The 24,084-nt window shown below is 67.6% G+C and carries 23 protein-coding genes; 10 read left to right on the forward strand and 13 right to left on the reverse strand.

Going from position 1 to position 24,084, the window contains the following annotated elements:
* Positions 1-8: 8 nt before the first annotated feature.
* The 4 genes from KIT89_RS04075 to KIT89_RS04090 all read right to left on the reverse strand — a co-directional run bounded on the left by KIT89_RS04075 (position 9) and on the right by KIT89_RS04090 (position 2,498).
* Positions 9-554 carry a MerR family transcriptional regulator gene (locus KIT89_RS04075; protein ID WP_297603307.1) on the reverse strand — a complete coding sequence of 182 codons (546 nt, stop codon included), beginning with the start codon at positions 552-554 and terminating at the stop codon, positions 9-11.
* Between the two features lie 117 nt (positions 555-671).
* Complete coding sequence (locus KIT89_RS04080) at positions 672-1,376, reverse strand: MerR family transcriptional regulator (RefSeq protein ID WP_297603309.1); 705 nt, start codon at positions 1,374-1,376, stop codon at positions 672-674.
* The gene (locus tag KIT89_RS04085) at positions 1,376-1,849 is read right to left on the reverse strand and encodes an FHA domain-containing protein (protein ID WP_297603311.1); all 474 of its coding nucleotides are present in this window, start codon (positions 1,847-1,849) and stop codon (positions 1,376-1,378) included. The genes KIT89_RS04080 and KIT89_RS04085 overlap by 1 nt, the downstream gene beginning before the upstream one ends.
* Entirely contained in the window at positions 1,842-2,498 is a 657-nt protein-coding gene (locus KIT89_RS04090; protein ID WP_297603312.1) for a CDP-alcohol phosphatidyltransferase family protein, read from the reverse strand. Before KIT89_RS04090 ends, KIT89_RS04085 begins: the two co-directional genes overlap by 8 nt.
* Before the next feature lie 60 nt (positions 2,499-2,558).
* On the opposite strand from KIT89_RS04090, the gene KIT89_RS04095 reads away from it, so the two are divergent.
* Entirely contained in the window at positions 2,559-3,392 is an 834-nt protein-coding gene (locus KIT89_RS04095; RefSeq protein WP_297603314.1) for a DUF1295 domain-containing protein, read from the forward strand.
* A gap of 14 nt (positions 3,393-3,406) precedes the next feature.
* Positions 3,407-3,883, forward strand: coding sequence for a hypothetical protein (locus KIT89_RS04100; protein ID WP_297603315.1), 477 nt, complete (start codon positions 3,407-3,409; stop codon positions 3,881-3,883).
* Here the strand turns inward: KIT89_RS04100 and KIT89_RS04105 are convergent.
* Positions 3,880-4,638 carry an SDR family oxidoreductase gene (locus tag KIT89_RS04105; RefSeq protein ID WP_297603316.1) on the reverse strand — a complete coding sequence of 253 codons (759 nt, stop codon included), beginning with the start codon at positions 4,636-4,638 and terminating at the stop codon, positions 3,880-3,882. The genes KIT89_RS04100 and KIT89_RS04105 overlap by 4 nt on opposite strands.
* A 25-nt stretch (positions 4,639-4,663) precedes the next feature.
* Positions 4,664-6,031: a glucose-6-phosphate dehydrogenase gene (locus KIT89_RS04110; protein WP_297603317.1), complete on the reverse strand. Its 1,368-nt coding sequence runs from the start codon at positions 6,029-6,031 to the stop codon at positions 4,664-4,666.
* Between the two features lie 52 nt (positions 6,032-6,083).
* On the opposite strand from KIT89_RS04110, the gene KIT89_RS04115 reads away from it, so the two are divergent.
* Both KIT89_RS04115 and KIT89_RS04120 read left to right on the forward strand, forming a co-directional pair.
* Positions 6,084-7,871, forward strand: a complete 1,788-nt coding sequence (locus tag KIT89_RS04115; RefSeq protein WP_297603318.1) for a glycoside hydrolase family 15 protein — start codon at positions 6,084-6,086, stop codon at positions 7,869-7,871.
* Positions 7,868-8,269, forward strand: a complete 402-nt coding sequence (locus KIT89_RS04120) for a S4 domain-containing protein (protein ID WP_297603319.1) — start codon at positions 7,868-7,870, stop codon at positions 8,267-8,269. Before KIT89_RS04115 ends, KIT89_RS04120 begins: the two co-directional genes overlap by 4 nt.
* A 13-nt stretch (positions 8,270-8,282) precedes the next feature.
* Here the strand turns inward: KIT89_RS04120 and KIT89_RS04125 are convergent, their stop codons facing one another.
* Positions 8,283-9,239 (reverse strand): L-lactate dehydrogenase, encoded by a 957-nt coding sequence (locus tag KIT89_RS04125; protein WP_297603320.1) that lies wholly within the window; start codon positions 9,237-9,239, stop codon positions 8,283-8,285.
* 57 nt (positions 9,240-9,296) lie between these two features.
* Positions 9,297-9,584 (reverse strand): Fe-S cluster assembly protein HesB, encoded by a 288-nt coding sequence (locus KIT89_RS04130; RefSeq protein WP_297603321.1) that lies wholly within the window; start codon positions 9,582-9,584, stop codon positions 9,297-9,299.
* Between the two features lie 219 nt (positions 9,585-9,803).
* Between KIT89_RS04130 and KIT89_RS04135 the strand changes: the two genes are divergently transcribed.
* Genes KIT89_RS04135 through KIT89_RS04145 form a run of 3 tightly spaced genes read left to right on the forward strand, consistent with a single transcriptional unit; the run spans position 9,804 to position 14,357 of the window.
* Positions 9,804-12,308: an FAD-dependent oxidoreductase gene (locus KIT89_RS04135; RefSeq protein WP_297603323.1), complete on the forward strand. Its 2,505-nt coding sequence runs from the start codon at positions 9,804-9,806 to the stop codon at positions 12,306-12,308.
* A 22-nt stretch (positions 12,309-12,330) separates the two neighbouring features.
* Positions 12,331-13,005, forward strand: coding sequence for a hypothetical protein (locus KIT89_RS04140; RefSeq protein WP_297603325.1), 675 nt, complete (start codon positions 12,331-12,333; stop codon positions 13,003-13,005).
* Positions 13,002-14,357, forward strand: coding sequence for an FAD-linked oxidase C-terminal domain-containing protein (locus tag KIT89_RS04145; RefSeq protein WP_297603326.1), 1,356 nt, complete (start codon positions 13,002-13,004; stop codon positions 14,355-14,357). The genes KIT89_RS04140 and KIT89_RS04145 overlap by 4 nt, the downstream gene beginning before the upstream one ends.
* Here the strand turns inward: KIT89_RS04145 and KIT89_RS04150 are convergent.
* Positions 14,354-15,070 (reverse strand): spermidine synthase, encoded by a 717-nt coding sequence (locus KIT89_RS04150; protein WP_297603328.1) that lies wholly within the window; start codon positions 15,068-15,070, stop codon positions 14,354-14,356. The genes KIT89_RS04145 and KIT89_RS04150 overlap by 4 nt on opposite strands.
* A gap of 73 nt (positions 15,071-15,143) precedes the next feature.
* On the opposite strand from KIT89_RS04150, the gene KIT89_RS04155 reads away from it, so the two are divergent.
* Positions 15,144-16,277: a DUF1611 domain-containing protein gene (locus KIT89_RS04155; protein ID WP_297603329.1), complete on the forward strand. Its 1,134-nt coding sequence runs from the start codon at positions 15,144-15,146 to the stop codon at positions 16,275-16,277.
* Positions 16,278-16,279: 2 nt separating this feature from the next.
* On the opposite strand, the gene KIT89_RS04160 is transcribed toward KIT89_RS04155, so the two are convergent.
* A complete protein-coding gene (locus KIT89_RS04160; protein ID WP_297603330.1) occupies positions 16,280-17,650 on the reverse strand; it encodes an NAD-dependent succinate-semialdehyde dehydrogenase in 1,371 nt (456 codons plus the stop codon).
* 180 nt (positions 17,651-17,830) lie between these two features.
* Between KIT89_RS04160 and KIT89_RS04165 the strand changes: the two genes are divergently transcribed.
* Positions 17,831-18,637, forward strand: a complete 807-nt coding sequence (locus KIT89_RS04165) for an EI24 domain-containing protein (protein ID WP_297603331.1) — start codon at positions 17,831-17,833, stop codon at positions 18,635-18,637.
* Here the strand turns inward: KIT89_RS04165 and KIT89_RS04170 are convergent.
* Complete coding sequence (locus KIT89_RS04170) at positions 18,622-19,767, reverse strand: CaiB/BaiF CoA-transferase family protein (RefSeq protein ID WP_297603332.1); 1,146 nt, start codon at positions 19,765-19,767, stop codon at positions 18,622-18,624. The two genes, KIT89_RS04165 and KIT89_RS04170, sit on opposite strands and share 16 nt — an antisense overlap.
* A gap of 68 nt (positions 19,768-19,835) precedes the next feature.
* Between KIT89_RS04170 and KIT89_RS04175 the strand changes: the two genes are divergently transcribed.
* On the forward strand, positions 19,836-20,999 hold the full coding sequence (locus KIT89_RS04175; protein WP_297603333.1) for an acyl-CoA dehydrogenase family protein: 1,164 nt from the start codon (positions 19,836-19,838) through the stop codon (positions 20,997-20,999).
* A 29-nt stretch (positions 21,000-21,028) separates the two neighbouring features.
* Here the strand turns inward: KIT89_RS04175 and KIT89_RS04180 are convergent, their stop codons facing one another.
* Both KIT89_RS04180 and KIT89_RS04185 read right to left on the reverse strand, forming a co-directional pair.
* Positions 21,029-22,477, reverse strand: a complete 1,449-nt coding sequence (locus tag KIT89_RS04180; RefSeq protein WP_297603334.1) for a glyceraldehyde-3-phosphate dehydrogenase — start codon at positions 22,475-22,477, stop codon at positions 21,029-21,031.
* A gap of 58 nt (positions 22,478-22,535) precedes the next feature.
* Positions 22,536-24,071 carry a flotillin family protein gene (locus tag KIT89_RS04185; protein ID WP_297603335.1) on the reverse strand — a complete coding sequence of 512 codons (1,536 nt, stop codon included), beginning with the start codon at positions 24,069-24,071 and terminating at the stop codon, positions 22,536-22,538.
* Positions 24,072-24,084: the final 13 nt, after the last annotated feature.

The following is a 24,084-nucleotide window of genomic DNA, read 5'->3' on the forward strand; positions in this document are numbered from 1 at the left end:
CGGGTGCCCTACGACGCGCGAGTGGCTCGTCTCGCCGCGAGCTCGTCGGCGGGATCAGCGGCCGGCGTCGAGTCGAGCTCGACGAGCGAGCTCTCGACCTCGCGCAGCACCTTGCCGACGGCGATGCCGAAGACGCCCTGCCCGCGACTCACGAGGTCGATGACCTCATCATTGCTGGTGCACAGGTAGACGCTCGCGCCATCGCTCATGAGCGTGGTCTGAGCAAGGTCGTTGACCCCCGACTCGCGCAATTGGTTGACCGCGGTGCGAATCTGCTGCAGAGAGATGCCGGTGTCGAGCAGGCGCTTGACGAGCTTCAAGACGAGGATGTCGCGGAAGCCGTAGAGGCGCTGCGTGCCCGAGCCTGCCGCCCCGCGCACCGTGGGCTCGACGAGCTCGGTGCGCGCCCAGTAGTCGAGCTGCCGGTACGAGATGCCCGCTGCCCGCGCTGCGACGGCACCCCGGTAGCCGGCCTGGTTGTCGAGGTCGGGAAGTCCGTCGGTGAACAGCAGCCCGAGGTCGTAGCGGTCGTCGCTGTGGCTGATGTCGGTCATGGCCCCTACCTAACCTTCACGTTGAGCGTGACAGTTGATGTCACGCCGTTCACACTAGCGAGCCGTGGCACGCCGACCGGAGACATCCGCTCTGACACCTCGGCGTGTCGGGGCTCACTACGACTGTAGCTTGCCCAGGGCCGAGCGGATGAGGCTCGCGCGAACAACTTCGAGCTGGCCAGCGATCTCACGGGCCAGTTCGGCCGCTTTCGCCCGGCTCGACGGGTCGTTTCGTCGCGACACGGGTATCAGGGCACTCTCGATGAGCCCCAGCTCGCGCTCTGCGGCCGCGCGGAAGCCTCGCAGATGGCGAGGTTCGATGCCCGAGCGCTGCAACTCGACGAGGGCGCGCAGCACGACCAGGGCATCCTCACCATAGGTGTCGGCCGCCGAGACGAGCGATGCTGACACCGCGTCGGTCAGCAGCGCCGGGGTGGCACCCGCCTCGCGGACGAGCTCTGCGCGCGTGAATCGCCGCTCAGTCGCGAGAATCGACAGCGGCACTGCTCCCCCGGTGGGCAACGAAGGCGACCGACCGGCCTCGATGTCGTCGAGGTAGCCGCGAATGACCTTGAGCGGCAGGTAGTGATCGCGCTGCATCGACAATATGAAGCGCAGCCGCTCGACATCGGCAGCCGAGAACTTTCGATACCCCGATTCAGTGCGCGACGGAGACACGAGCCCGCGCTCTTCGAGAAAACGCAGCTTCGACGGCGTGAGGTCTGAGAACTCCGGAGTGAGCTTCGCCAGCACCTGCCCGATGCTCAGCAGGCTTGCGCCCGGATTCGCGCGGGCCGCCGCAGCGGTCGAGCGCGACGCCATCAGGCGCTCGGCGCGATGTCGAACCGCGACGAGTAGAAGGTCAGGTGAAACTTGCCGACCTGCACTTCGACACCATCGCTGAGCGACACCGTGTCATCGATGCGCTCGCCGCCCATGAAGGTGCCGTTGAGCGACCCGAGGTCGCGCACCGAGAACCGTGTGCCCGCTCTGACGAAGGCGGCATGCTTGCGAGAGACGGTGACGTCGTCGAGAAAGATGTCGGCATCAGGATGCCGCCCAGCCACGGTCACGTCGGCATCGAGCAAGAACCGGGCACCCGTGTTGGGGCCTCGACGCACGATGAGCAGCGCCGAGCCAGAAGGAAGCGCCGCGATGACATCGTGCTCTTCAGTGCTCACGCCTGACTCGAGCGCCGCCAACTGCGCGGCGAACTCGGGGCCGTAGTGAACGGTCGTCTCGTGCGGCTTGTAATCGCTCGGCGACTCGTTGCCGGTCGGCGGGGTATCAGGCATCCGGTGACCTCCTTCGAGTAGTCAGCGTATCGGATGCCGCGCCCGAGATTCGGGGCCGATTCGAGGTCAGTTCTCTCGTCTGCCGAAGGTAGAGCAGCCCCGCCCACCAATACAGGAAGGCGCCCCACAGCGTGAATGCCCATCCGATCGGGTCGGTGATCGACTGCAGGTCAGGAAACGCTTCGCCCAGCACGAGAATCGGCAGGGCGTAGAACAGCGAGAATGTCGCCACCTTGCCCAAGTGGTGCACCGGTAACGGGCCGTAGCCATGCTGCGCGAGCACGATGCCGAGCACGGCCAAGAACACGTCGCGGCCCACGATGACGATGACGATCCACCAGGGCACGACGTCGCGCACCGCGAGTGCGATCACCGCGGCGAAGATGAACAGGCGATCGGCGGCCGGGTCGAGCACTTGGCCGAGTTTCGTGATCTGGCCGAAGCGACGAGCGATCACTCCGTCGAGAAAGTCGCTCGCGCTCGAGATGACGATGATGATGAAGGCGGCGAGGTCTTCGCCCTGCAGCACGAGCACGAGAAAGACCGGCACCAGCAGAATGCGCAGGGCGCTCAGCACGTTGGGCACCGTCCATATGCGATCGCTGACCACCGCCCCGACGGGGCCGGGCTCGCTCGGTGGCTCAGACACGCGGTCAGTCTAGTGACGCTCCGCGCTGACCGGGCGGCCGGTGCCGGTACTCTCGACGCCATGGACATCGTCGTCATCGTGCTCGGCATCGCCGCGGCAGTCAGCCTCTTCACCTGGATCGCGTCGCTCATCACGGGCGACTACTCGTGGGTCGATCGCATCTGGTCGATCGTTCCGGTGGTCTACGTCGCCGCGTTCTGGGCCGCCTCGGGCTTCACCGACCCTCGGCTGACGATCATGACGGTGCTCGTTGCACTCTGGGGAGCACGGCTGACGTTCAACTTCGCGCGCAAGGGCGGCTACCGCGGCGTCGAAGACTACCGGTGGCCGATTCTGCGCGAGCGCATGACCCCCGCGCAGTTCCAGGCCTTCAATCTGCTGTTCATCGTCATCTTCCAGAACGGCCTGCTGCTGCTCATCTCGCTGCCCGCCCTGCTGGCGTATCAGCATCAGGCGACCCCCGTCGGCGCCATCGAGCTCGTGCTCGCCGGCCTGTTTCTCGCGTTTCTCATCGGCGAGTTCGTGGCCGATCAGCAGCAGTGGGTCTTCCAGTCGGCCAAGGCTGATCTGATCGCCGCGGGCGGCCAGCCCGAGCAGCGCTTCGTCACCTCGGGCCTGTGGCGCTACAGTCGCCACCCCAACTTCTTCTTCGAACAGGCACAGTGGTGGGTGTTCTTCGGGCTCGGTGCCGCCGCACTGGGCAGTGCACTGCACTGGACGCTGGTGGGGCCGGTGCTGCTGACCGCGCTCTTCATCGGTTCGACGATCTTCACCGAGTCGATCACGCTCAGTCGCTACCCCGAGTACGCCGACTACCAGCGCCGCACGTCGATGCTGATCCCGTGGATTCCCCGACAGTCGCGCGCCGCTGCCGCCGAGGCCACGACCGGCTGACTACTCTCGCCCGCATGTCGTGCATCCGCTTCAATACTCCCGCCCAGCGTCGCCAGCTCGCCGCGAGCGCACCGCAGATGGCGCCGTCTGACGACCCCGTCGCGCAGTTTCTGTCGCCCGCCGTCACGGCATCGAAGATCGCTCGCATCCGCCAGCTCGCCGTCGATGCGCACCCCAAGATTCGCGAGAGTGCCGCGTCGTCGTATCACGCCCCCGACGACGTCTACGAAGCACTGTCGCGTGATCCCGACCCCGGCGTGCGAGCGTGCATCGCGAAGAACGAACGAGTGTCGTGCGACATCTTGCGGCGCCTCGCCGACGACCCCGACGAACGGGTGCGCGGGTTCGTCGCGCTCAACTACTTCGTTCCGGCAGACGCCATGCAGCGCCTCGCCGACGATGCCAGCGAACTGGTTCGCGGGCTCGTCGACTGGAAGGCGCGGTTGGCGCTCGAGACTGCCGGCGCAGAGCCTCTGGCTGCCGCCCGCTAATCGCGCGAACTGAGCCTGCCCGTCGCCCCTGCCCGGTCGGGCAGGATGCGCGCGAGTGACGCGAGCACGCGGTAGCGCACGGTGGGAATGACGACCGAACGGCCGCGATCGATGCCGCGCAGCGCCAACCGCACCAGGGTCGGCGCCTGCAGCCAGAGAAACTCGGGAATGCCTTCGGTGCGCACCTTCATGCGTTCGTGAAATTCGGTGCGCACGAACCCGGGGCACACCGCGGTGACGCTCACTCCTCGCGGCCGATAGACCAGGTTCGCACTGCGGGCGAGCATCACTGCCCAGGCTTTTGCTGCCGAGTAGGTTCCGCGGGGAGTGAATGCCGCCACGCTCGCGATCAGCACGACGCGGCCGCGACCGCGGGCGAGCATCCCCCGCAACGCCGTCTGCGTCAGCTGCAACGGCACCGTCACGTGAATGTCGAGATGCCGCTTCTCGTCGGCGAACGAGTTCTCATCGAGCTCGCCCCGAATGCCATAGCCGGCGTTGTTCACCAGCAGGTCGATCGGCCGGCGCTCGTCGGCCAAGCGCGCATCGACGGCGGCGAGCCCGTCGTCGCTGAGCAGATCTGCCGCGAGCACCTCGACCGCGATGCCGAACTCGTGCTGCAGCGTCGCTGCACTCTCAGCGAGCCGCGCGGCGTCGCGGGCGACGATCACCAGGTCGTCACCCCGCGCGGCCAACTGGCGCGCGAACTCGGCCCCGATGCCGGCAGTCGCCCCGGTGATGAGTGCAGTGGTCATCGCGTCGACTCAACTCTCGTCGTCATCATGCCGTGCGCCAGTGCTCTGGCCCGTGCGTTCCCGCCTCATAGTCTTCCAGCGGCACCTCGCCCGCGCGCCACAGCGCCAAGACTTCGTCGACGATGCGCCAGCACTGCTCAGCGAGGTCGCCGCGCACCGACAGCGTGTCGTCGCCGTCGAGAATGCCGGCGAGCACTTCACCATAGGCGCTCAACTGGCCGCCGCCGAAGTCGGTCTCGAGGGTGACTCGCTCGAGGTCGAAGGGGTCGCCTTCGCCGTTGATGTCGAGGTCGACCGACAAGTGCTCGGGCGACAGCGAGATGCTGATTGTCGCCGGTTCTGTGTCACCGACGAGCGCCTCTGGCCTGCCCTCGACCGGCCGCAGAACGATGCGCACCTCGGTCGACGGCCGGCCGATGGCCTTGCCGCTGCGCAGGGTGATCGGCACACCTTTCCAGCGCGGTGTGTCGACCGTCACCGTCACCTCGGCAAGGGTCTCGGTCTCTCGCGCAGCATCGACGCCGGGTTCGTCGACGTAGTCGGGAACGTCTGCGCCGTCGATCGACCCTGCCGTGTAGCGGGCGCGACGACTCGACGTCGAGGCGTCACCCTGCTGCAACGCGGTCGCAGCGAGAGCGTCGGCCATCGCGTCGTGCAGATCGCCTGAGTCGAGGGTGGCGGGCTTCTCCATGACCACGAGAGCGTGCACGAGCAGCAAGTGGCTCTGAATCATGTCGACCAGCGCCCCCGCCTGGTCGTAGTAGCCGGCTCGACCCTCGAGGGCGAGGGTCTCGTCGTAGACGATCTCGATGCGCGCGATGTGCTCTGAGCTCCACACCGCTTCGAAGATTCGATTCGCGAAGCGAAGACCGAGCAGATTGATGACGGTCGACTTGCCGAGAAAGTGATCGACCCGATGGATGCACGACTCGGGGGCAAGAGCCGCGAGTCTCTCGTTCAACGCCACCGCCGAGTCGAGGTCTCGCGCGAACGGCTTCTCGATGGCCAGCCTGGTGCCCTCTGGCAGCTCGATCGACGCGAGCGCTTCGACCGCCTTCTCGGTGATCGCCGGCGGCAGGGCGAAGTAGACGATGGGTGTGTGGGATGCGCTCTCGATGACGCGGCGCAGATCGTCGGCACTCGTCGCGTCGACCGTGTCGAATCGCGCGCCTTCCCGAGTCTGCTCGCGCAGCGGCCCGTCACCGAGCGTCGACGCCACCATCTCGTTCCATTGGGCGGCGCCTTCGTCGCTGTGCCCGGCGCCGATGAGCTCGAGCTCGGTGTCGACGTCAGCCGACTCGCGCTGGGCGAGCACGTCATCGAGCGCGGGCAAGAGCAGCCGTTTCGTGAGATCGCCGGTGGCTCCGAGAATGATGAGGCTTCGTGTCGACATCACTCGACGGTATCTGGCAAGCCTGACAGTCGCGTCTGATTGGATGGAGCGCATGCCTGAACCCCTCGAGAACTACGCCATGATCGGCGACTGCCGCAGCGCCGCGCTCGTCGGACGGTCGGGTTCGATCGACTGGCTGTGCCTGCCGCGCTTCGACTCGTCGTCAATGTTCGCAAGAATTCTGGGCGATGAGAACCACGGTCATTGGGCTCTGCACCCGGTCGATGCCGAAGAGTGCGCCGAGCGCCGCTACGACGACGACACCTTCACGCTCATCAGCCGCTGGGTCACCGACACGGGCATCGTCGATGTCATCGATCTCATGCCGCATGGCGACGGCGAGGCGAACGTCGTGCGCCGCGTCGTGGGTGTGAGCGGCTCGGTGACGATGCGGCAAGAGCTGCGCGTCAGATTCGACTACGCGGGCTCGATGCCGTGGGTGCGGCAAGTGGGCACCGACGACGAGCCGGCGCTCATCGCCATTGCGGGGCCCGATGCGATCATCGTTCGCGGCGTGGGCTTCACGGCCGTCGATCACGCGCACCGCGCTGAGTTCACGGTGCACGAAGGAGACATCGTCGACACCACGCTCACGTGGTTTCCGTCGCACAAGCAGCCGCGCGCGCAGCAGTCGGTCGACACGCTCATCGAGACGACCCGCGAGTGGTGGCAGTCGTGGGCACGCGCCGCGATCGCCCCCGGGGCGTACGACGACCACGTGCGTCGCTCGTTGCTCGTGCTGCGCGCGCTCACCCACGAATCGACCGGGGGCATTGTCGCGGCGCCGACGACGAGCCTGCCCGAAGAGATCGGCGGGGTGCGCAATTGGGACTACCGGTATGTGTGGCTGCGCGACGCCGCACTGACCCTCGAGGCGCTCATGCTGCACGGCTATGGCACCGAGGCCGGCGAGTGGCGCGACTGGCTGCTGCGGGCGATCGCCGGCGACCCGCACGATGTGCAGATCATGTACGGCCTCTCGGGCGAGCGGCGGCTGACCGAGCACGAGCTCTCGAGCCTGCCCGGCTATGAGGGCTCGAGCCCGGTGCGGGTGGGCAATGCCGCCTACTCGCAGTTTCAGGGCGACATCTTCGGCGAGGTGCTCATCGCTCTCGCTCAGGCGCGCGAGCTCGGCGTCGAAGAAGACGGCTTCTCGTGGACTCTGCAGAAGCATCTGCTCACCTACATCGCCGAGAACCTCGACCGCGATGACAACGGCATATGGGAGATTCGTGGCCAGCATCGTCGCTTCACGCACTCTCGCGCCATGATCTGGGCGGCGTTCGATCGGGGAATCGCCGCTGTCGTCGATGGCGGACTGCCCGGGCCGGTCGATGAGTGGCGGCGCTGCCGCGACCAGTTGCGTGTCGAGATCGAACGCGACGGAGTCGACCCCGAGGGAGGCTTCTTCGTGCAGCACTATGAGACGACCGAGGTCGATGCTTCGCTCTTGCAGCTCGCGCAGATCGGCTTCGTCGACTACGACGATGCCCGCATGCTGGCGACCGTCGCGCAGATCGAGAGCACGCTGCTGAGGGATGGCCTTCCTCTGCGCTACCGCACCGAGAGCGGTGTCGACGGCATCGACGGAGACGAGCATCCCTTCATCACCTGCGCGTTCTGGCTCGTCGAGCAGTATGCGCAGTCGGGGCGCCTCGATGACGCCACCGCGCTCATGGATCGCCTGATCGGCCTCGCGAATGACGTGGGCCTGCTGTCTGAAGAGTACGACGTCGAGCACCATCGCCACATGGGCAATACTCCGCAGGCGCTGTCGCATCTCTCGCTCGTGCGGGCGGCCGACGCCATCGCGAGCGCTCGGCAGGGCGCAGCGGCGTGACCACGGGCGCGGTGCGCGTCGACGCGTACACCTGGGCGATCAGGCTCTACTCGACTCGGTCGGCAGCGACCGCCGCCTGCAAGGCCGGCCACGTCAAGGTCAACGAGGCCGGGGCCAAGCCAGCACAGGTGGTGCGCATCGGAGATCGGGTGCGCGCCCTCACCCCGGGCGGTGAGCGCATCGTCGTCGTCACCGGGCTCATCACGAAGCGCACGAGCGCCGCCCTCGCGGCCCTGCACTACGACGACCTCACTCCACCGCCGCCCCCGAGAGAAGAGCGCCCGGCCCGTGTGGTGCGCGACCGCGGCGCGGGTCGCCCGACGAAGCGCGACCGCAGGCTGATCGAGCGCCTGCGCGGCCGAGACCTGTCGGCCGGCGACCCCGGCGAGACCCCCTGAGTGCTGGTCTCGGCTACGCCAGGCCGAGCGCGGCGAGCGAGTCGCGAATGGTGCCGGCCGAGGCGTGCAGCAGCCTCTCTTCGTCAGCCGAGAAGGGCACGTCGATGACCCGCGAGACTCCCGAGGCGTCGACGATGCTGGGCACCGAGAGCGCGACCCCGCTCACGCCTCGGTAGTCGGTGAGCACCGAACTGACGGGCAGCACTGCTCCTTCGTCGTTGAGCACCGCTTCGACGATGCGTGCCCCCGACAGCCCGATCGCGTAGTTCGTGGCGCCTTTGCCTTCGATGACCTTGTAGGCCGCGGTCTTCACCTCGTGGGCGATGCGGTCGAGCTCTTCGACACTGAGGCTGTCGCCGCTGTCGTCAATCCACTCGCGAATCGGAATCGGCCCGATGCGGCTCTGCGACCAGAGCGGAAACTCGCTGTCGCCGTGCTCTCCGACGATCATCGCGTGGATGCTCGAGGCACTGACGCCCAGGCGCTCAGCCAGGCGCCAGCGCAGTCGTGAGCTATCGAGCACGGTGCCGCTCGAGAACACGCGGCCTGCTGGCAGCCCGCTGAAGCGCTGGGCGGCGACCGCGAGCACATCGCACGGGTTGGTCACGAGCACGTAGACCGCGTTCGGCGCGCGCTCGATGAGCTGCGGCATGAGCGATTCGAGAATGCCCACGTTGACGCCGGCGAGCTCGAGCCTGCTCTGGCCGGGGTGCTGCTTGGCTCCGGCCGTCACCACGACGATGTTCGCCCCGGCGACGACATCGAGATCGGCTCCGCCCGAGATCGAGCTCGACCCGGTGAACGGAGTGCCGTGCGCGAGATCGAGCACCTCGGCCTCGACCCGTGCGGCGTCGATGTCGTAGAGCACCACTTCGCGGGCCGAGCCGCGGATGAGCGATGCGTAGGCGAGGGAGGAGCCGACGGCCCCGGCGCCGATGATGGCCAGGCGTGAGTTCTCGATGACAGTCATGAGTCAACCCTGGTCGAAGTCGCAGTGAGGCGCCAGGGCCTTCCGGCCCGAAGCCGGTCAGGCCGGCTGGTCACCGATGGCGAAGGTCACCGCTCCCTGCTCGGTCACCTGGGCGTCGAGAACCTTGGCCTCGAGGGCGATCGAGGCGTTGCTCTCGAGAAACACCCTGGCCCCACCGGATTCGACGACCTGATCGCCCGGCTCGGGCGAAGCGCTCACGGCGACGGCGAACTGCGTCGAATCGGGCCCGCCGCTGTCGATGCGCAGGCCCGCACTCTGCGGGTCGGCCTCACGGGCGACGAGGTTCTCGATGACGGTGCTGGCGGTCTCGGTCAGTACGAGCATGGTGAGCTCTCTTTCTCTCGTGTCAGCGGAATCGCACGTGCCGATCGGGCACATGAGCGGGCCACGATGCCGCAGTCGGCTCGATGCTTCAACCGTTGCGCGTGCTCTTTGCGGTGTTTGCCAGGTTCGGCGGGCGCCAGTCTCCGGGCCTTTCAGCTCTACCTCGAGCTCTGTGCGGCGACCTAGCCTGACACCACCACCCACTGTCAGGAGTCTCTCGTGAAGCTTGTCGTCGTCGGCGGAGTCGCCGCCGGAGCATCCATCGCCGCTCGCGCACGCCGCCTCGACGAATTCGCCGAGATCATCGTGCTCGAGCGCGGCCACCATGTGTCGTTCGCCAACTGCGGCCTGCCGTATCACATCGGCGGTGTCATCACCGATCGCAGCCGGCTGCTCGTGCAGACTCCTCAGAGCCTCCGCGAGGCGCTCGATCTCGACGTGCGCATCGGGCAGGAGGTCGTGGGCATCGATCGCGAAAACAAGACCGTCACGGTGCGCCGCGTCGATGACGGCACCGAGTACACCGAATCGTACGACGCCCTCGCGCTGACCCCCGGAGCAGAAGCGCTGCGCCCGCCGATCACCGGCATCGACCTGCCCGGAGTGCACGTGCTGCGCCGCATGGGCGACATGGACCAGATCAAGGCGCACCTCGATGGGCTGCTCGCCGAGGCGGCGGCCGGCACGCGCGGTGCGGTTCGCGCTGTCGTCATCGGCGCGGGCTACATCGGCCTCGAGATGGCCGAGAACCTGCGCCACCGCGGTGCCGACGTCGACGTCGTCGAACTCGCCGACCAGATTCTTCCGCCCATCGACCACGAGCTGTCGGTGCCCGTCGAGACGCATCTGCGCAGTCGAGGCGTCACCGTGCACCTCGAGACGGGCGCGGCCGCACTGCGTGACGCGGCGGGCGGTCTCGATGTCGAGCTCACCAACCACACCGTGCTGCACGCCGACCTCGTCATTCTCTCTGCAGGAGTTCGACCGAACTCGCACCTCGCCCGCGAAGCAGGTCTCGAGATCGGTGAACGCGGCGGCATCGTCGTCGACACGCACATGCGCACGAGTGACCCGCACATCTGGGCGGCGGGAGACGTCGTCGAAACACCGAACACCGTGCTGCCCGGGTCGTGGCTCGCACCGCTCGCGGGCCCCGCGAACCGGCAGGCCCGCGTTGCCGCCGAGAACATCTGCGGCCGTGACACCGAGTACCGCTCGACCCAGGGCACCTCGATCGTCAAGGTCTTCGACATGGTCGCCGGGGGCACTGGCGCGACCGAGCGGCAGTTGCGCGCTGCGGGCATCGAGCACCGTGCCGTTCACGTGCATCCCTCGGGCCACGCCGGCTACTACCCGGGCACCGCGATGATGCACCTCAAGGTGCTCTTCGACCCGACGACGGGTCGCGTGCTGGGCGGTCAGGCTGCGGGCTTCGACGGCATCGATAAGCGCATCGACGTGCTCGCGACTGCGGTGCGCAACAACCTCACCGTCTTCGATCTCGAAGAGCTCGAGCTCGCCTACGCTCCCCCGTTCGGCTCGGCGAAAGACCCCATCAACATGGCGGGCTTCGTCGCCGCGAACGTCGTGCGCGGCGATCTCGACCTCTGGTATGCCGAGAACTACCCGGCGGCGGTCGAGGGTGCGCGCATCATCGACGTGCGCACGGCCGAAGAGTTCAGCATCTGGCACCTGCCCGGCGCCGAGAATGTGCCGCTCGATACCCTGCGAACCGCAAGCGTCGACTGGGATACGAGCACGCCGATTCGTCTCTACTGCGCTGTCGGGTTCCGCTCGTACCTCGCCTACCGCTCGTTGCGCCAGCGCGGCTTCACCGACCTGAAGACGCTCTCGGGCGGCTCGACGACCTTCCGTGCGTGGCACCAGCTCGATGACGCCGATGATCCTGTGCAGCGTGCGCCGATGGAGAACTACGCAGAGGGGCACTCGCTGTTCGCGCTCGCCCCGACCGGCATCGGAGCATCCATCGATCTCGATGTCACCGGCCTCGCCTGCCCTGGCCCGATCATGAAGCTCGCCGAAGCGGCGACCGCGGCCTCAGCAGGCGATGAGATCACCATCCACGTGAGCGACCCCGGATTCGCGGCGGATGCTCCTGCCTGGGTCAAGCGCAATGGCCACGAACTGGTCTCGATCGAGCCGGAGGGGCCAGGCTATGTGGCCGTCATCCGCAAGGGCGGCGCCGGCGCGATGGCGTCGGCACGACCCGTACACGGCGCCACCGTCGCGGGGCCGGGCAAGAACTCGTTCGTGGTGTTCTCGGGCGACCTCGACAAGGTGCTCGCCTCGATGATCATCGCCAACGGCGCACTGGCGATGGGCGAGCAGGTGTCGATGTTCTTCACCTTCTGGGGGCTCAATGCGCTGCGGCGCGAGCAGCCGCCGAAGCGCCAGAAGAAGCTCATCGATCGCATGTTCGGCATGATGATGCCCTCAGGAGCCGACGATCTGCCGCTGTCGACCATGAACATGGCCGGTATGGGCCCGGTCATGATCAAGAACGTCATGAAGCAGCACAGTGTTCCGACCCTGCCCGAGCTGATCGCCTCGGCTCAGGCAGGAGGCGCCAGGCTCATCGGGTGCACCATGACGATGGACCTGCTGGGCATCGCGCACAGCGACCTCATCGATGGCGTCGAACTCGGCGGAGTCGCCACGTTCTTGGGCGAAGCCTCAGAATCGACCACCACGCTGTTCATCTAGCGAGGTCATCTAGCATCGGGGCATGACCGATGCTGATGATCGCGCGCTGCAGCCCGAGGTACCCGTCGCGGGAATGCCCACGCGGTCGGGATCGGTCGCCCGCACGCTGCTGCTCGCGGCACTCATCGCCACGGCGCTCATGGCACTCGCCTTTCAGTTCGGCATCGGCGACACCGTCATCAATCGCCCTGGCGAGCTGACGCTGCTGCTCGTCGACATCGCCCCGGCGCTCTGGTTCGGCGCTGCGGCAGTCCTGCTCACCATCTTTCGCTGGCAGACGATCGATCAGCGGTTCCGCTGGGTGCTGCTCGCCGCTGTCGCCTCGGTCGTCGTCTCATTGATCGTGCGGCTGACCCTGTTCGGCCAGTCGTGGCTCGCGGCGCTGCTCGAGCCCTTCACGCTCGGGTTTCTCGTCGTCGTGGCGAGCGCCGTGGCCTTCACGCGCACGCGAGTACGCCGCCTCGCGCGGGGAACAGACGCCGGCATCACGATCACCGGCATCGGGCTGGGGTTCGCCGTCGTCGGCGTCGGCGTCGCGATCGGCTCGCTGCGGGTCGGCCTCGTCGGCCCACCGGTGCCCCCCGGTGCGGTATCTCGCTACGTCGACTTCGATGCCACCACCGGGCTGCTGATCTCGGCCACACTCGTCATGGTGGCGGCACTGCTCTGGCTCACCGACCGCACGCGCAATCGATGAGCGACATCGTCGCGCTGCTGCGCGCCCGACTGGGCGACGCCGTGTCGATCGAACCTCGAGACCTCGACCTCGCGCGAAGCGACAAGTCGGGTCAGCGCACCGCTCATGCTCCCCTGGCGATCGTCTCAGCCAGAACCGTCGACGACGTGCAGGCCACGATGCGCATCGCCTACGAGCAACGAGTAGCCGTCGTGCCCCGCGGTGCGGGCACGGGGCTCAGCGGCGGCGCCATGGCGAGCCGTGGTGAGATCGTGCTGTCGACCACCGAGATGACGCGCATCGTCGAGATCGACGAGGCAGACCAGGTGGCCGTCGTCGAGCCGGGCATCCTGAACGGCGACCTGAACCGGGCGCTCGAACCGCTGGGGCTGCGGTGGGCTCCTGATCCCGCAAGCCGAGCCATCTCGACCGTCGGCGGCAACATCGCCACCAACGCCGGCGGCCTGCTGTGCGCGAAGTACGGCGTCACCCGCGAAGCCGTGTTGGGCCTGGATGTCGTGCTCGCCGACGGCGCGCTCATGCGCCTCGGGCATCGCACGATCAAGGGCGTGACAGGGCTCGACCTCACCGCGCTCATGATCGGCTCTGAGGGCACACTGGGGGTCATCGTCGGGGCCACACTGAAGCTGACACCGATTCCGCCAGGAACGGTGGCGACGATCGGCGCCTACTTCTCGTCGATCGAGCACGCGGCCGCCGCGTCGGCGGCCATCACCGCCGCACGACTGCGACCCGCCGTCATGGAGCTCGTCGACGAGCTGGCGCTCGCGAGCATTCTGCAGCACCTCGGGCTCGCCGCGCGGGCGCCAGGCAGTGCGCACCTGCTCGTGCAGACCGACGGCGACGCGGCCGAAGACGAGGCCCGTGCCGCCCTCGCCATCATCGCCGCGCACGGAGGCGCAGCGAGCATGACGACCGACCGGGTCGACGGCGAGGCGATGCTCGCCGTGCGCCGTGCGATGCACCCGGCGATGGAGGCTCTCGGCACCGTGCTCATCGAAGACGTCGCGGTGCCTCGCTCGCGACTGGCCGACATGTTCGCGGCGATTCGTGCCATCGGCGAGCGGCACGGCATCGCGATTGCGACCGTCGCGCACGCCGGAGACGGCAATCTGCACCCCAACCTGGTCTACACCGGCGACGAGGTGCCCGACGTCGTGTGGGCGGCCGCGGGAGAGCTGTTCGAGGCCGCGCTGGCGCTCGGGGGCACGCTGACCGGCGAGCACGGCATCGGCACGCTCAAGCGTCGTTGGCTCGCCGACGAGCTCGGCGATGATCAAGTCGCCCTGCAGCAGCGCGTGAAGGCCGCATTCGACCCCCGAGGCATTCTGAACCCCGGAAAGGTGTTCTAGGCCGCCATCGAAGCGACGTAGACGCCATTGCGCGAGCGACCCCCGGTGACCGGGTTGTCGAACTCGACCGTGTGACCCTCGACAGTCGAGAAGACGTCGCGCAGCACCTGCAGAAACGACTCGGCTGGCGGATCATCAGACCACAGCGCGAAGACCCCTTCTGGTCGCAGATGGCGGGCGAGCCTGCGCAGGCCCTGCGCAGAGTAGAGGTCGGCGTGCGACGGGTCGAGGGTGAAGTCGGGAGTGTGATCGACATCGAGAAGGATCACGTCGATCTGGCGCGCGATGGCAGCGTGGGCGCCGGGTTCGCCGCGCATGACGGCGAAGAAGTCAGCATGCACGAGCCGGGTGCGGTCGTCATCGACCAGTCGTGCACTGACCGGCAGCAGTCGTCGTTCGTGCCACGAGATCACCTCGGGCAGAGCGTCGACCACCACGAGCCTGCCGACTCGATCGTCGTCGAGGGCTGCGACCGCGGTGTACCCGAGGCCGAGCCCGCCCACGACCACCTCGAGCGGCCCCGGCCCGGTGCTCGCGGCGAGCCCGAGGCGAGCAAGCTCGACCTCGGCGACGGTGAAGAGACTCGACATGAGGTACTCGTCCCCGAGCTTGACCTCGTAGACCTCGGCGTCGACCGCGGCGACATGCCGCCGGCGTAGCGTCAACTCGCCCATGGGCGTCGACTCGAAGGCGAGTTCTTCGAATCTCATCATCGGGCCAGGCTAGCCCGTCTGCATCAGGGTGCTACGGTTCAGGGCTGGCTACCGCCGGCGGCGAAGGAGCACCATGCAGCCCCACCAGCAATCTCAGCCCGCCCTGCCCCTCGGCTCGACCGCCGTCATCTACAGCGAAGGCGTCTTCGGCCAGCAAGAGGGCAAGACCGCGAACGGGCTCGTTCGCCACTCTGAGCGCTACGACATCGTGAGCGTCATCGACAGCACGTTCGCCGGGTCGGATGCGGGCACCGTGCTCACCGGTGAGCCCCTGGGCATACCGCTCGTGGGCTCACTCGACGACGCGCTCGCGCTGCGCCCGAACACCCCCGACTATCTGATCTGGGGTGCTGCGCCAGCCGACGGCCTGCTGACGACACCGCAGCGCGACGTGCTGCTCGAGGCCATCGCGCAGGGCATGCACATCATCAACGGTCTGCACGAGCTGCTCGGTGATGACGACGAGCTCGCGGCTGCCGCACTCGAGAGCGACGTGACCATCACCGACATTCGGCGGCAGAAGCCGACCAAAGACCTGCGCCTGTTCTCGGGCAGCATCTTCACCGTCACGTGCCCCCGCGTCGCCGTGCTCGGCACCGACGGCTCGATCGGCAAGCGCACCACGGCGACACTGCTCGTGCAGGCACTCAGAGAGCGCGGGTTGCACGCCGTGCTCGTCGGCACCGGGCAGACCACGATCATTCAAGGCGGCGCATACGGCGCTGCGGTCGACGCCATGGTGCCGCAGTTTCGGTCTGGCGAGGTCGAGCACCAGGTGGTGCTCGCGTTCGAGACCGAGCGCCCCGACGTCATCGTCGTCGAGGGTCAGGGCTCACTGAGCCACCCCGCCTACCTCAGCTCGGGCGCGATCATCCGCGGCAGCCAGCCAGACGGCATCATCGTGCAGCACGCCCCCGCTCGACGGGTGCGCGACGACTTCGCGTTCATGCCCATGCCGACGCTCGCGCACGAGATCGCCCTCATCGAGCTCTTCGCGCAGTCGCGAGTGATCGGCATCACGATCAATCACGACGGCATGACCGACGACGAGGTCTCGGTCGCCATCGCTGACTACACGGCTGAGTTCGACCTGCCGGTGACCGACGCCCTGACGCGACCCATCGACGCCCTCGCCGACATGGTCATCGACGCGTACCCCGAGCTCGCGCGCGCGTCTCAACCGACGTCGTCGGTCGAGACGCCCTGAGCTCAGGCGATGCGGATCATCTTCTTGTTGACGAACTCGTCGATGCCCAGCGTGCCGAGCTCGCGGCCCGAACCCGAACGCTTGATGCCGCCGAACGGCAGCTCGGGGCTGTCGGCCAGCACACAGTTGACGTAGACCATGCCGGCGTCGATCTTGTCGGCGACGCGTGCCGCCTGCGCTTCGTCGGTGGTGAACAGGTATGACCCGAGCCCGAACGGAGTGTCGTTCGCGAGCTGCACGGCTTCATCTTCGTTCGCCACCTTGAAGACCTGGGCGACCGGGCCGAAGAACTCTTCGTAGTAGGCATCGTTGCCGGGCGCCACATCGGTGAGCACGGTCGAGGTGAAGTAGTTGCCCTCGCGGGTTCCGCCGGTGAGCACGGTCGCGCCGCCGGCGACAGCGCGCTTCACCTGGTCTTCGAGCCCTTCAGCTGCACTCGCCGACGACAGAGGGCCGTATGCCCCGCCTTCGACCATCGGGTCGCTCGCCTGGGTGCTCGACATCGCCGCGACGAACTTCTCGAGGAAGGCGTCGTAGAGCTCGTCGATGACGATGAACCGCTTGGCGCCGTTGCACGACTGACCGCTGTTGTCGAGCCGGGCGTTGGTCGCCATCTCGACCGTCGCGTCGAGGTCGTCGGTGCTCAGCAGAATGAAGGGGTCGCTACCGCCCAGCTCGAGCACGACCTTCTTGAGGTGCCGCCCGGCCTGCTCGGCCACGGCTGCTCCGGCGCGCTCAGACCCGGTGAGCGAGATGCCCTGCACGCGCGGGTCGGCGATGAGCGTGCCGATCTGGTCGGTCGAGGCGTAGATGTTCGTGTATGCGCCCACCGGAAAGCCGGCGTCGGCGAAGATCTGGTGAATCGCCGCGGCCGACTCGGGGCACTGCGCAGCGTGCTTGAGCAGGATGGTGTTGCCCAGAATCAGGTTGGGCCCGGCGAAGCGCGCCACCTGGTAGTACGGAAAGTTCCAGGGCATGATGCCCACGAGAACGCCCATGGGGCTCTTGCGGATGAACGCTGAGCCCTCGCTGCCCTCGGCGAGCTCGATCGGCTCGTCTTTCAGCAGCTCGGGGCCGTTGTCTGCGTAGTACTGGTAGATGTCGGCAGAGAAGTCGACTTCGCCCAGGGCGTCGCCGATCGGCTTGCCCATCTCGCGCACGATGATCTCGGCGAGGTTCTGACGACGCTCGCGGTGCAGCTCGGCTACCTTCGTGATGAGCGCGGCGCGCTCATCGACCGTCGTCGTGCGGGCCCAGTCGCGGTAGGCCGCTGCGGCTCCGTCGAGTGCCGCAGCGATCTCGGCGTCAGTCGCGGTCGGATACGTGGTGAGCGTCTCCCCTGTCGCGGGGTTGATCACTGCGTACTTGCTCATGAGGCTCCTCGTGAATTCGACGGTGCACTCGTTCAGCCGCCCCTGCGGGCCGGCAGCGGTGCACACCCTGGCCCCAGCCTAGAGTCAGGCGCCCACTCCCTGCATCGCCACGACGGAGATTCACGGGGCATTCTTCGCCACGGCGTACACCGCCGCCGCGCAGCGCATACAGTGTCGAGCATGAAAGCCGACGTCGCGCCTCGGCGAGTGCTGGGGCGAGTGAGACACTCGATCACCGAGTTCTTCATCGGAGCGACGCTCGTGCTGCGCGGATTCGGCTTCTGGAGAGTGCGCCCCGGTGTCATGGCCCTCGGCATGGTGCCGGCCGTGATCGCGGCTGCCGTGATCGGCACGGTGCTCGTCACGGTCGGTCTCAACGTCGAGGGTTTCGCCAGCGCAGTGACTCCGTTCGCCGACGAGTGGGCCGAGCGAGAGCGCGGTGTCGTGCGCGCCCTCGTCGCCATCGTCATGCTCACCGGCATCGTGATCGGCATGGTCTACTCGTTCACCGCGTTGACGCTGCTCATCGGCGACCCGTTCTACGAGCGCATCTGGCGCGCGGTCGAGCACGAGCTGGGCGGCTTCACCCCGAGCCCGGTGCGGTTCTGGCGCTCGTTCGGCGACGGCATTCTGCTCGTGCTGCGGGCGATCGCCTTCGGCATCACCACGTTCATCGTGGGCCTCGTTCCGGCGGTCGGCTCGGCTGCGGCCGCGGTGCTCGGCCCGACGCTCGCCGGTCACCTCATCGCCCGAGAGCTGACCACGCGGTCGTTCGAGGCTCGCGGCATCAGCGCCTCTCGCCGCGTCGCACTGCTGCGGGGCTCTCGCGCTCGTGAGCTCGGGTTCGGGGTCATGACGCAGCTGCTCTTCGTGGTGCCCGGTGGCGCCATCGTCGTGATGCCGGCGGCCGTCGTCGCGGCCACGCGGCTCGCGCGGCATGTCGTCGAGACCGCAGCCGCCGCTGTCGAGCCTCAGCCAGCGCCCTGAGCGAGCCAACTCCGCACCTCGGCGCCGTGCTCATCGAGTGCCGGAGGGGCCGTCGGCGGTGCGGGTGCGAAGAGCGAGTAGCGAACCGGGTGGGCGAGCTGTTCAGGATGCCCCTGCCCCACGCTCACCGTCGGCTCGAGACCGAGCTGCCGCGCGAGGGCGAGCGCCTCGCTGATGCCGTTCACCGTGCCGGCGGGAACCCCTGCCTCGAGCAGCCGCGCCGCCCAACGCGCGGCGTCATCGTGGGCGAGCAGTCGTTCGAGCTCGTGCTCGAGATCGTCACGATGCTCGACTCTGGCCCGGTTGGTCGTGAATCGCTCATCGCCCGCCAGCTCGGGTTCGCCGAGCACCGCGCACAGTGAGGTGAATTGCGCATCGTTGCCGACGGCGACGGCGATGAGGGCGTCTCGGCAGCGCAGTGTCTCGTACGGCGCGATCGAGGGGTGGCGGTTGCCGAGGGCTTGCGGCGGTGTGCCCGTGGCGAGGTAGCCGCTCGCCTGGTTGGCGAGCGAGGCCACGAGGCTCGCCAGCAGCGAGACCTCGACATGCTGGCCTACTCCGGTGGTCGCACGCTGCAGCAGCGCCGCGAGCACGCCCATGACGGCGTCTTTCGCGGCCACGAGGTCGACCATCGCCACGCCCACCTTTCGGGGTTCGCCCCCCGGGTCACCGGTGATGCTCATGAGGCCGCCGACCGCCTGCACGAGAAAGTCGTATCCCGGCATCGCCGCACCCTCCCCCGTCGAGCCGAACCCGGTGATCGAGCAGTAGACGGCGCGAGGGTTGCGGGTGAGCACCGAGTCGGCATCGAGACCGAACCGTTCCAGCGCCCCCGTGCGGTAGTTCTCGATGACGACATCGGCTCGGTCGACGAGCGCGTGCGCGACAGCGCGGTCGGCGTCGTCGGCGAAGTCGAGGGCGATCGAGTGCTTCGAGCGATTCGCCGACTCGAAGTACGAGCTCGACGATCCGGCCCAGGGCGGCCCCCATGCGCGAGTCTCGTCCCCCGCCCCCGGGCGCTCGACCTTGACGACACGGGCGCCCAGGTCGGCGAGCATGACGGCCGCCGTCGGCCCGGCGAGCACACGGCTGAGGTCGGCGACGAGCATCCCGGTCAACGGCAGGGTCATGCGCCAACTGTACAAGTGGACAAAACTGCTGTCACCCGACAGCATGAGAGCACCCAGAGAGGACTCGCATGACCGACTCACCGCTTGATCTGATCGGCTTCGACACACTGCTGAGCGACGAGGAGCGCGCCACGCGAGACCGTGTGCGCAGCTTCGTCACCGAGCACGTGCGGCCGGGCATCGCCGAGTGGTACGACCGCGGCGAGTTTCCGCGCGAACTCATCGCGCCGATGGCGAAAGCCGGACTGCTCGGCATGCACCTGCAGGGCTGCGGCGGGGGCGGCCGGTCTGCCGTCGAGTACGGTCTCGCGGCGGCCGAGCTCGAGGCCGGAGACAGCGGCATTCGCACCTTCGTCTCAGTGCAGGGCTCGCTCGCGATGACGGCGATCCACTCGTTCGGCTCAGTCGAGCAGCAGCAGCACTGGCTGCCGCGCATGGCTGCGGGTGAGATCATCGGCTGCTTCGGCCTCACCGAGCCGAACGCCGGCAGCGACCCTGCCTCGATGCAGACCTTCGCGCGTCGCGACGGCGACGACTGGGTCATCACGGGTCGCAAGCGCTGGATCGGCCTCGCCACGATCGCCGACATCGCTGTGATCTGGGCGCAGACCGAGGCGGGCATCCGCGGATTCATCGTGCCGACCGCGAGCGCAGGATTCACCGCCACCGCGATCGGTCAGAAGCTCTCGATGCGCGCCTCGATTCAGTGCGACATCGAACTCGATGAGGTTCGGGTGCCGGCCGACGCGCAACTGCCGGCGGCGGAAGGGCTGCGCGGCCCCTTCACGTGCCTCAACCAGGCGCGCTACGGCATCATGTGGGGCGTCATGGGCGCCGCGCTCGACAGCTACCGCGCGGCACTCGCCTACGTGTCGCAGCGCGAGGTGTTCGGCAAGCCGGTCGCCGCCTATCAGCTCACGCAGCAGAAGCTCGTCGACATGGCGCTCGAGATCGACAAGGGCTTCTTGCTCGCGCTGCAGCTCGGGCGACTGAAAGACGCGGGGCAGCTGCAGCCGCACCAGATCTCGGTGGGCAAGCTCAACAACACGCGCGAGGCGATCGCGATCGCGCGCGAGGCCCGGGCGATGCTCGGCGGCAACGGCATCACGCTCGAGCACTCGCCGCTGCGGCACGCCAACAACCTCGAGTCGGTGCGCACCTACGAAGGCACCGATGACGTGCACACGCTCATCCTCGGCAACGCGATCACGGGCATCGCGGCCTTTCGGTAGCTCGCCTCGCGCGCGTGCGCCCCTGGGCGCTATGCCTCGAGGCGCTCGGGCACGACGAGCGGATGGGTTCCGGCCATGGTCTCGAGCACGCGCACGACCTGCGAGCTGTAGCCGTACTCGTTGTCATACCAGACGTAGACGATGAGGGTGTCGCCCGTGCAGATGGTGGCGAGACCGTCGACGATGCCCGCACGATGCGAGCCGATGAAGTCGGTCGACACCACCTCGGGCGACTCGATGTAGTCGATCTGCTGGCGCAGACTCGAGTGCAGCGACGTCTCGCGCAGAAACCGGTTGACCTCGTCGCGGGTCGTCGGGCGCTCGAGCCGCAGGTTCAAGATCGCCATCGACACGTTCGGAGTCGGCACTCGAATGGCGTTGCCGGTGAGCTTGCCCTCGAGCACCGGCAGAGCCTTGGCCACCGCTTTCGCCGCCCCCGTCTCGGTGATGACCATGTTGAGCGCGGCCGATCGCCCTCGACGATCGCCCTTGTGATAGTTGTCGATGAGGTTCTGGTCGTTCGTGAACGAGTGCACCGTCTCGACGTGCCCGTGCGCGATGCCGTACTCGTCGTGCAGCACCTTCAGCACCGGCGTGATGGCGTTGGTCGTGCAAGACGCTGCGGTGACGACGCGGTGCTCGTCGGTGATCGTCTCGTGATTGATGCCGTGCACGACGTTGGGCAGCGAGCCCTTGCCCGGCGCCGTCAGCAGCACTCGGGCGACTCCGGTCGACTGGAGGTGCTGCGACAGCCCCTGCTCGTCTCGCCAGCGGCCCGTGTTGTCGACGACGATTGCGTCGGCGATGCCGTACTGGGTGTAGTCGATAGCGCTCGGATCATCTGCGTAGATCACGTGAATCAGCGTGCCGTTGGCCAGAATGGTGTTCGCCTCGGTGTCGACGCTGATCGTGCCGTCGAACGGGCCATGCACCGAGTCGCGTCGCAGCAGGCTCGCACGCTTGACCAGGTCGTTGTCGCCACCGCGACGCACGACGATGGCCCGCAAGTGCAGCCCTGCGCCATTGCCCGCGTGGGCGATCAGGATGCGCGCGAGCAGCCGCCCGATGCGACCGAAGCCATACAGCACCACATCGGTGCCGCCCGCCGGTCGAGCCGAGCGGCGCGTCTCGTCGATCGCGTCTCGAAGGTAGTCGTCGAGCGACCGACCAGCCCCGTGCTCGTCGTAGTCGAGCAGCAGTCGAGCGATGTCGAGCGATGCTGGGCCAGGATCGAGCGTGAGCAGTGCGGTGAGCAGCTGACTCGACTGCTCGAGCGGCAGCACTGTTCCGGTCACGTGGTGCGCATAGCGGTGCGCCTTGATCACGCCGATGGGTGACTGGTTGATGAGTCGGCGACCGTGAATCGACGTGATGACTCCGTGCTCGCGATACAGCCGCCCGATGAGCGGTATCAGCTCTTCAGCAAGGGTCTCGCGAGCCTTCCAGGCCTCGCGCTGGGCGACAACATCGTCAGTCATGCCTCAACGGTACCGAGCGCGGTGGTGCGGTCAGGCCCCACCGCGCTCGGTCAGGGTGTCAAGATTCGGTGTTCTTGCGCCGCGGTGAAGGCGAGGCCGCCGCGCCCCGTGCGACCGCCGCCCCGGTGGCCTCGCCGACGACCTTGCCGTTGATGAGCTCGCCGATGTCGATGCCGACGAGGTCTTTGATGATCTTGGTCGACGTGGCGAGCTGGCCCGCCACGTTCTCGCCGAGCTGGTTGGTGCCGGTGCCGTCAGACGAGATGACGGTCATGTTCTGGATGCGGCTCAACGGTTCTGACGCGGCGCGCACGATCTCGGGCAGCTGCTCGATGACGCGCTGCTTGAGCAGGGCTTCGGCACGCTCGGCCAGGGCTTCGGCCTGCGCTCGCGTGGCATCTGCCTCGGCCGTTCCCTTGACGCGAATGGCGCCGGCCTCTGCTTCACCTTCAGCCGAGAGTGCTTCGGCGGCAGCGATGCGTCGAGCACGCTCAGCGACACCCTCGGCCTCGACAGCTTCGGCCGCGCTGCGGCGACGGTTGCGCTCGGCGATACCTTCAGCCTCGATCGCCTCGGCCGCCGCCTTGCGCGCATCACGCTCGGCGTTCGCGCTGGCGACCGCCGCCACGGCAGCCGCGTCGGCCTCTTTCTCGATGGCGTACGCCTGAGCGTCGGCCACGGCGCGCACCTCGGCGTCGAGCTCTTGCTTGCGCAGCCCGACGCGCTTCTGGGCCGTGACCTCTTGCTGCGAGACGACTTCTTGCTGGGCGATCGCCTCGGCGAGCGGTGCGGCGGCCGCGGCCTCGGCACGAGCCTTGTCGGTCTCTTTCTGAATCTCGGCGTTGCGCAGGTCGAGTTCGCGCTGGCTCTCGGCGATCTTCTGCGCCGCGATAATGCGCGCCTCTTCAGCGGCCTGCTGGGCCTGGGCTTCTGCGATCTCGGCGACCTGGCGCACGCGCGCGGCCTCGGCACGACCGAGGTCGCGGATGTAGTTGTTGTCGTCGTCGATCTCTTTGATCTGCAGGGTGTCGATCTGCAGACCCTGAATGTCGAGAGCCTCTCGCACCGCATCGAGCACCTGCTCTTGCAGCGCCGAACGATTGGTGATGATCTCGGTCACCGTGAGTTGACCGACGATGGCGCGCACCGAACCGCTGAGCACCTCTTCAGTCGATGACTCGATCTGGTCTTGCTGGTTCAAGAAGCGCTGGGCAGCGGCGCGAACCATGGGCTCAGAACCGCCCACCTTGACGACCGCGACCGCGTTGACGCGAATCGTGATGGCGTCACGAGTCTGCGCAGTGGCCTGCACGTTAAGCTGCCGCGATCGAAGGCTCAGCTTGAAGTAGGCCTCGATGATGGGCTTGACGAAGACGCGCGACCCGAAGACGACCTTCTGCCCGACGTTCTCTTTCTCGTGATTGATGTCACGCTCTTTCGGCGTGCGCTGCCGCGAGGTGACGATGATCGCCTCGTCGGGCTTCGCCACCTTGATCGAGCGCAGCAGCACGATGATGACGATGAGCGAGATGACGACGGCGACACTGATGCCGACGATCTGCGTGAAGAACTGATTGATCGAGTCGAAGAGCATGAGTTCAGTATGG

It is taken from the genome of Microcella sp. (genome assembly GCF_025808395.1).
Classification (GTDB): Bacteria; Actinomycetota; Actinomycetes; order Actinomycetales; family Microbacteriaceae; genus Microcella.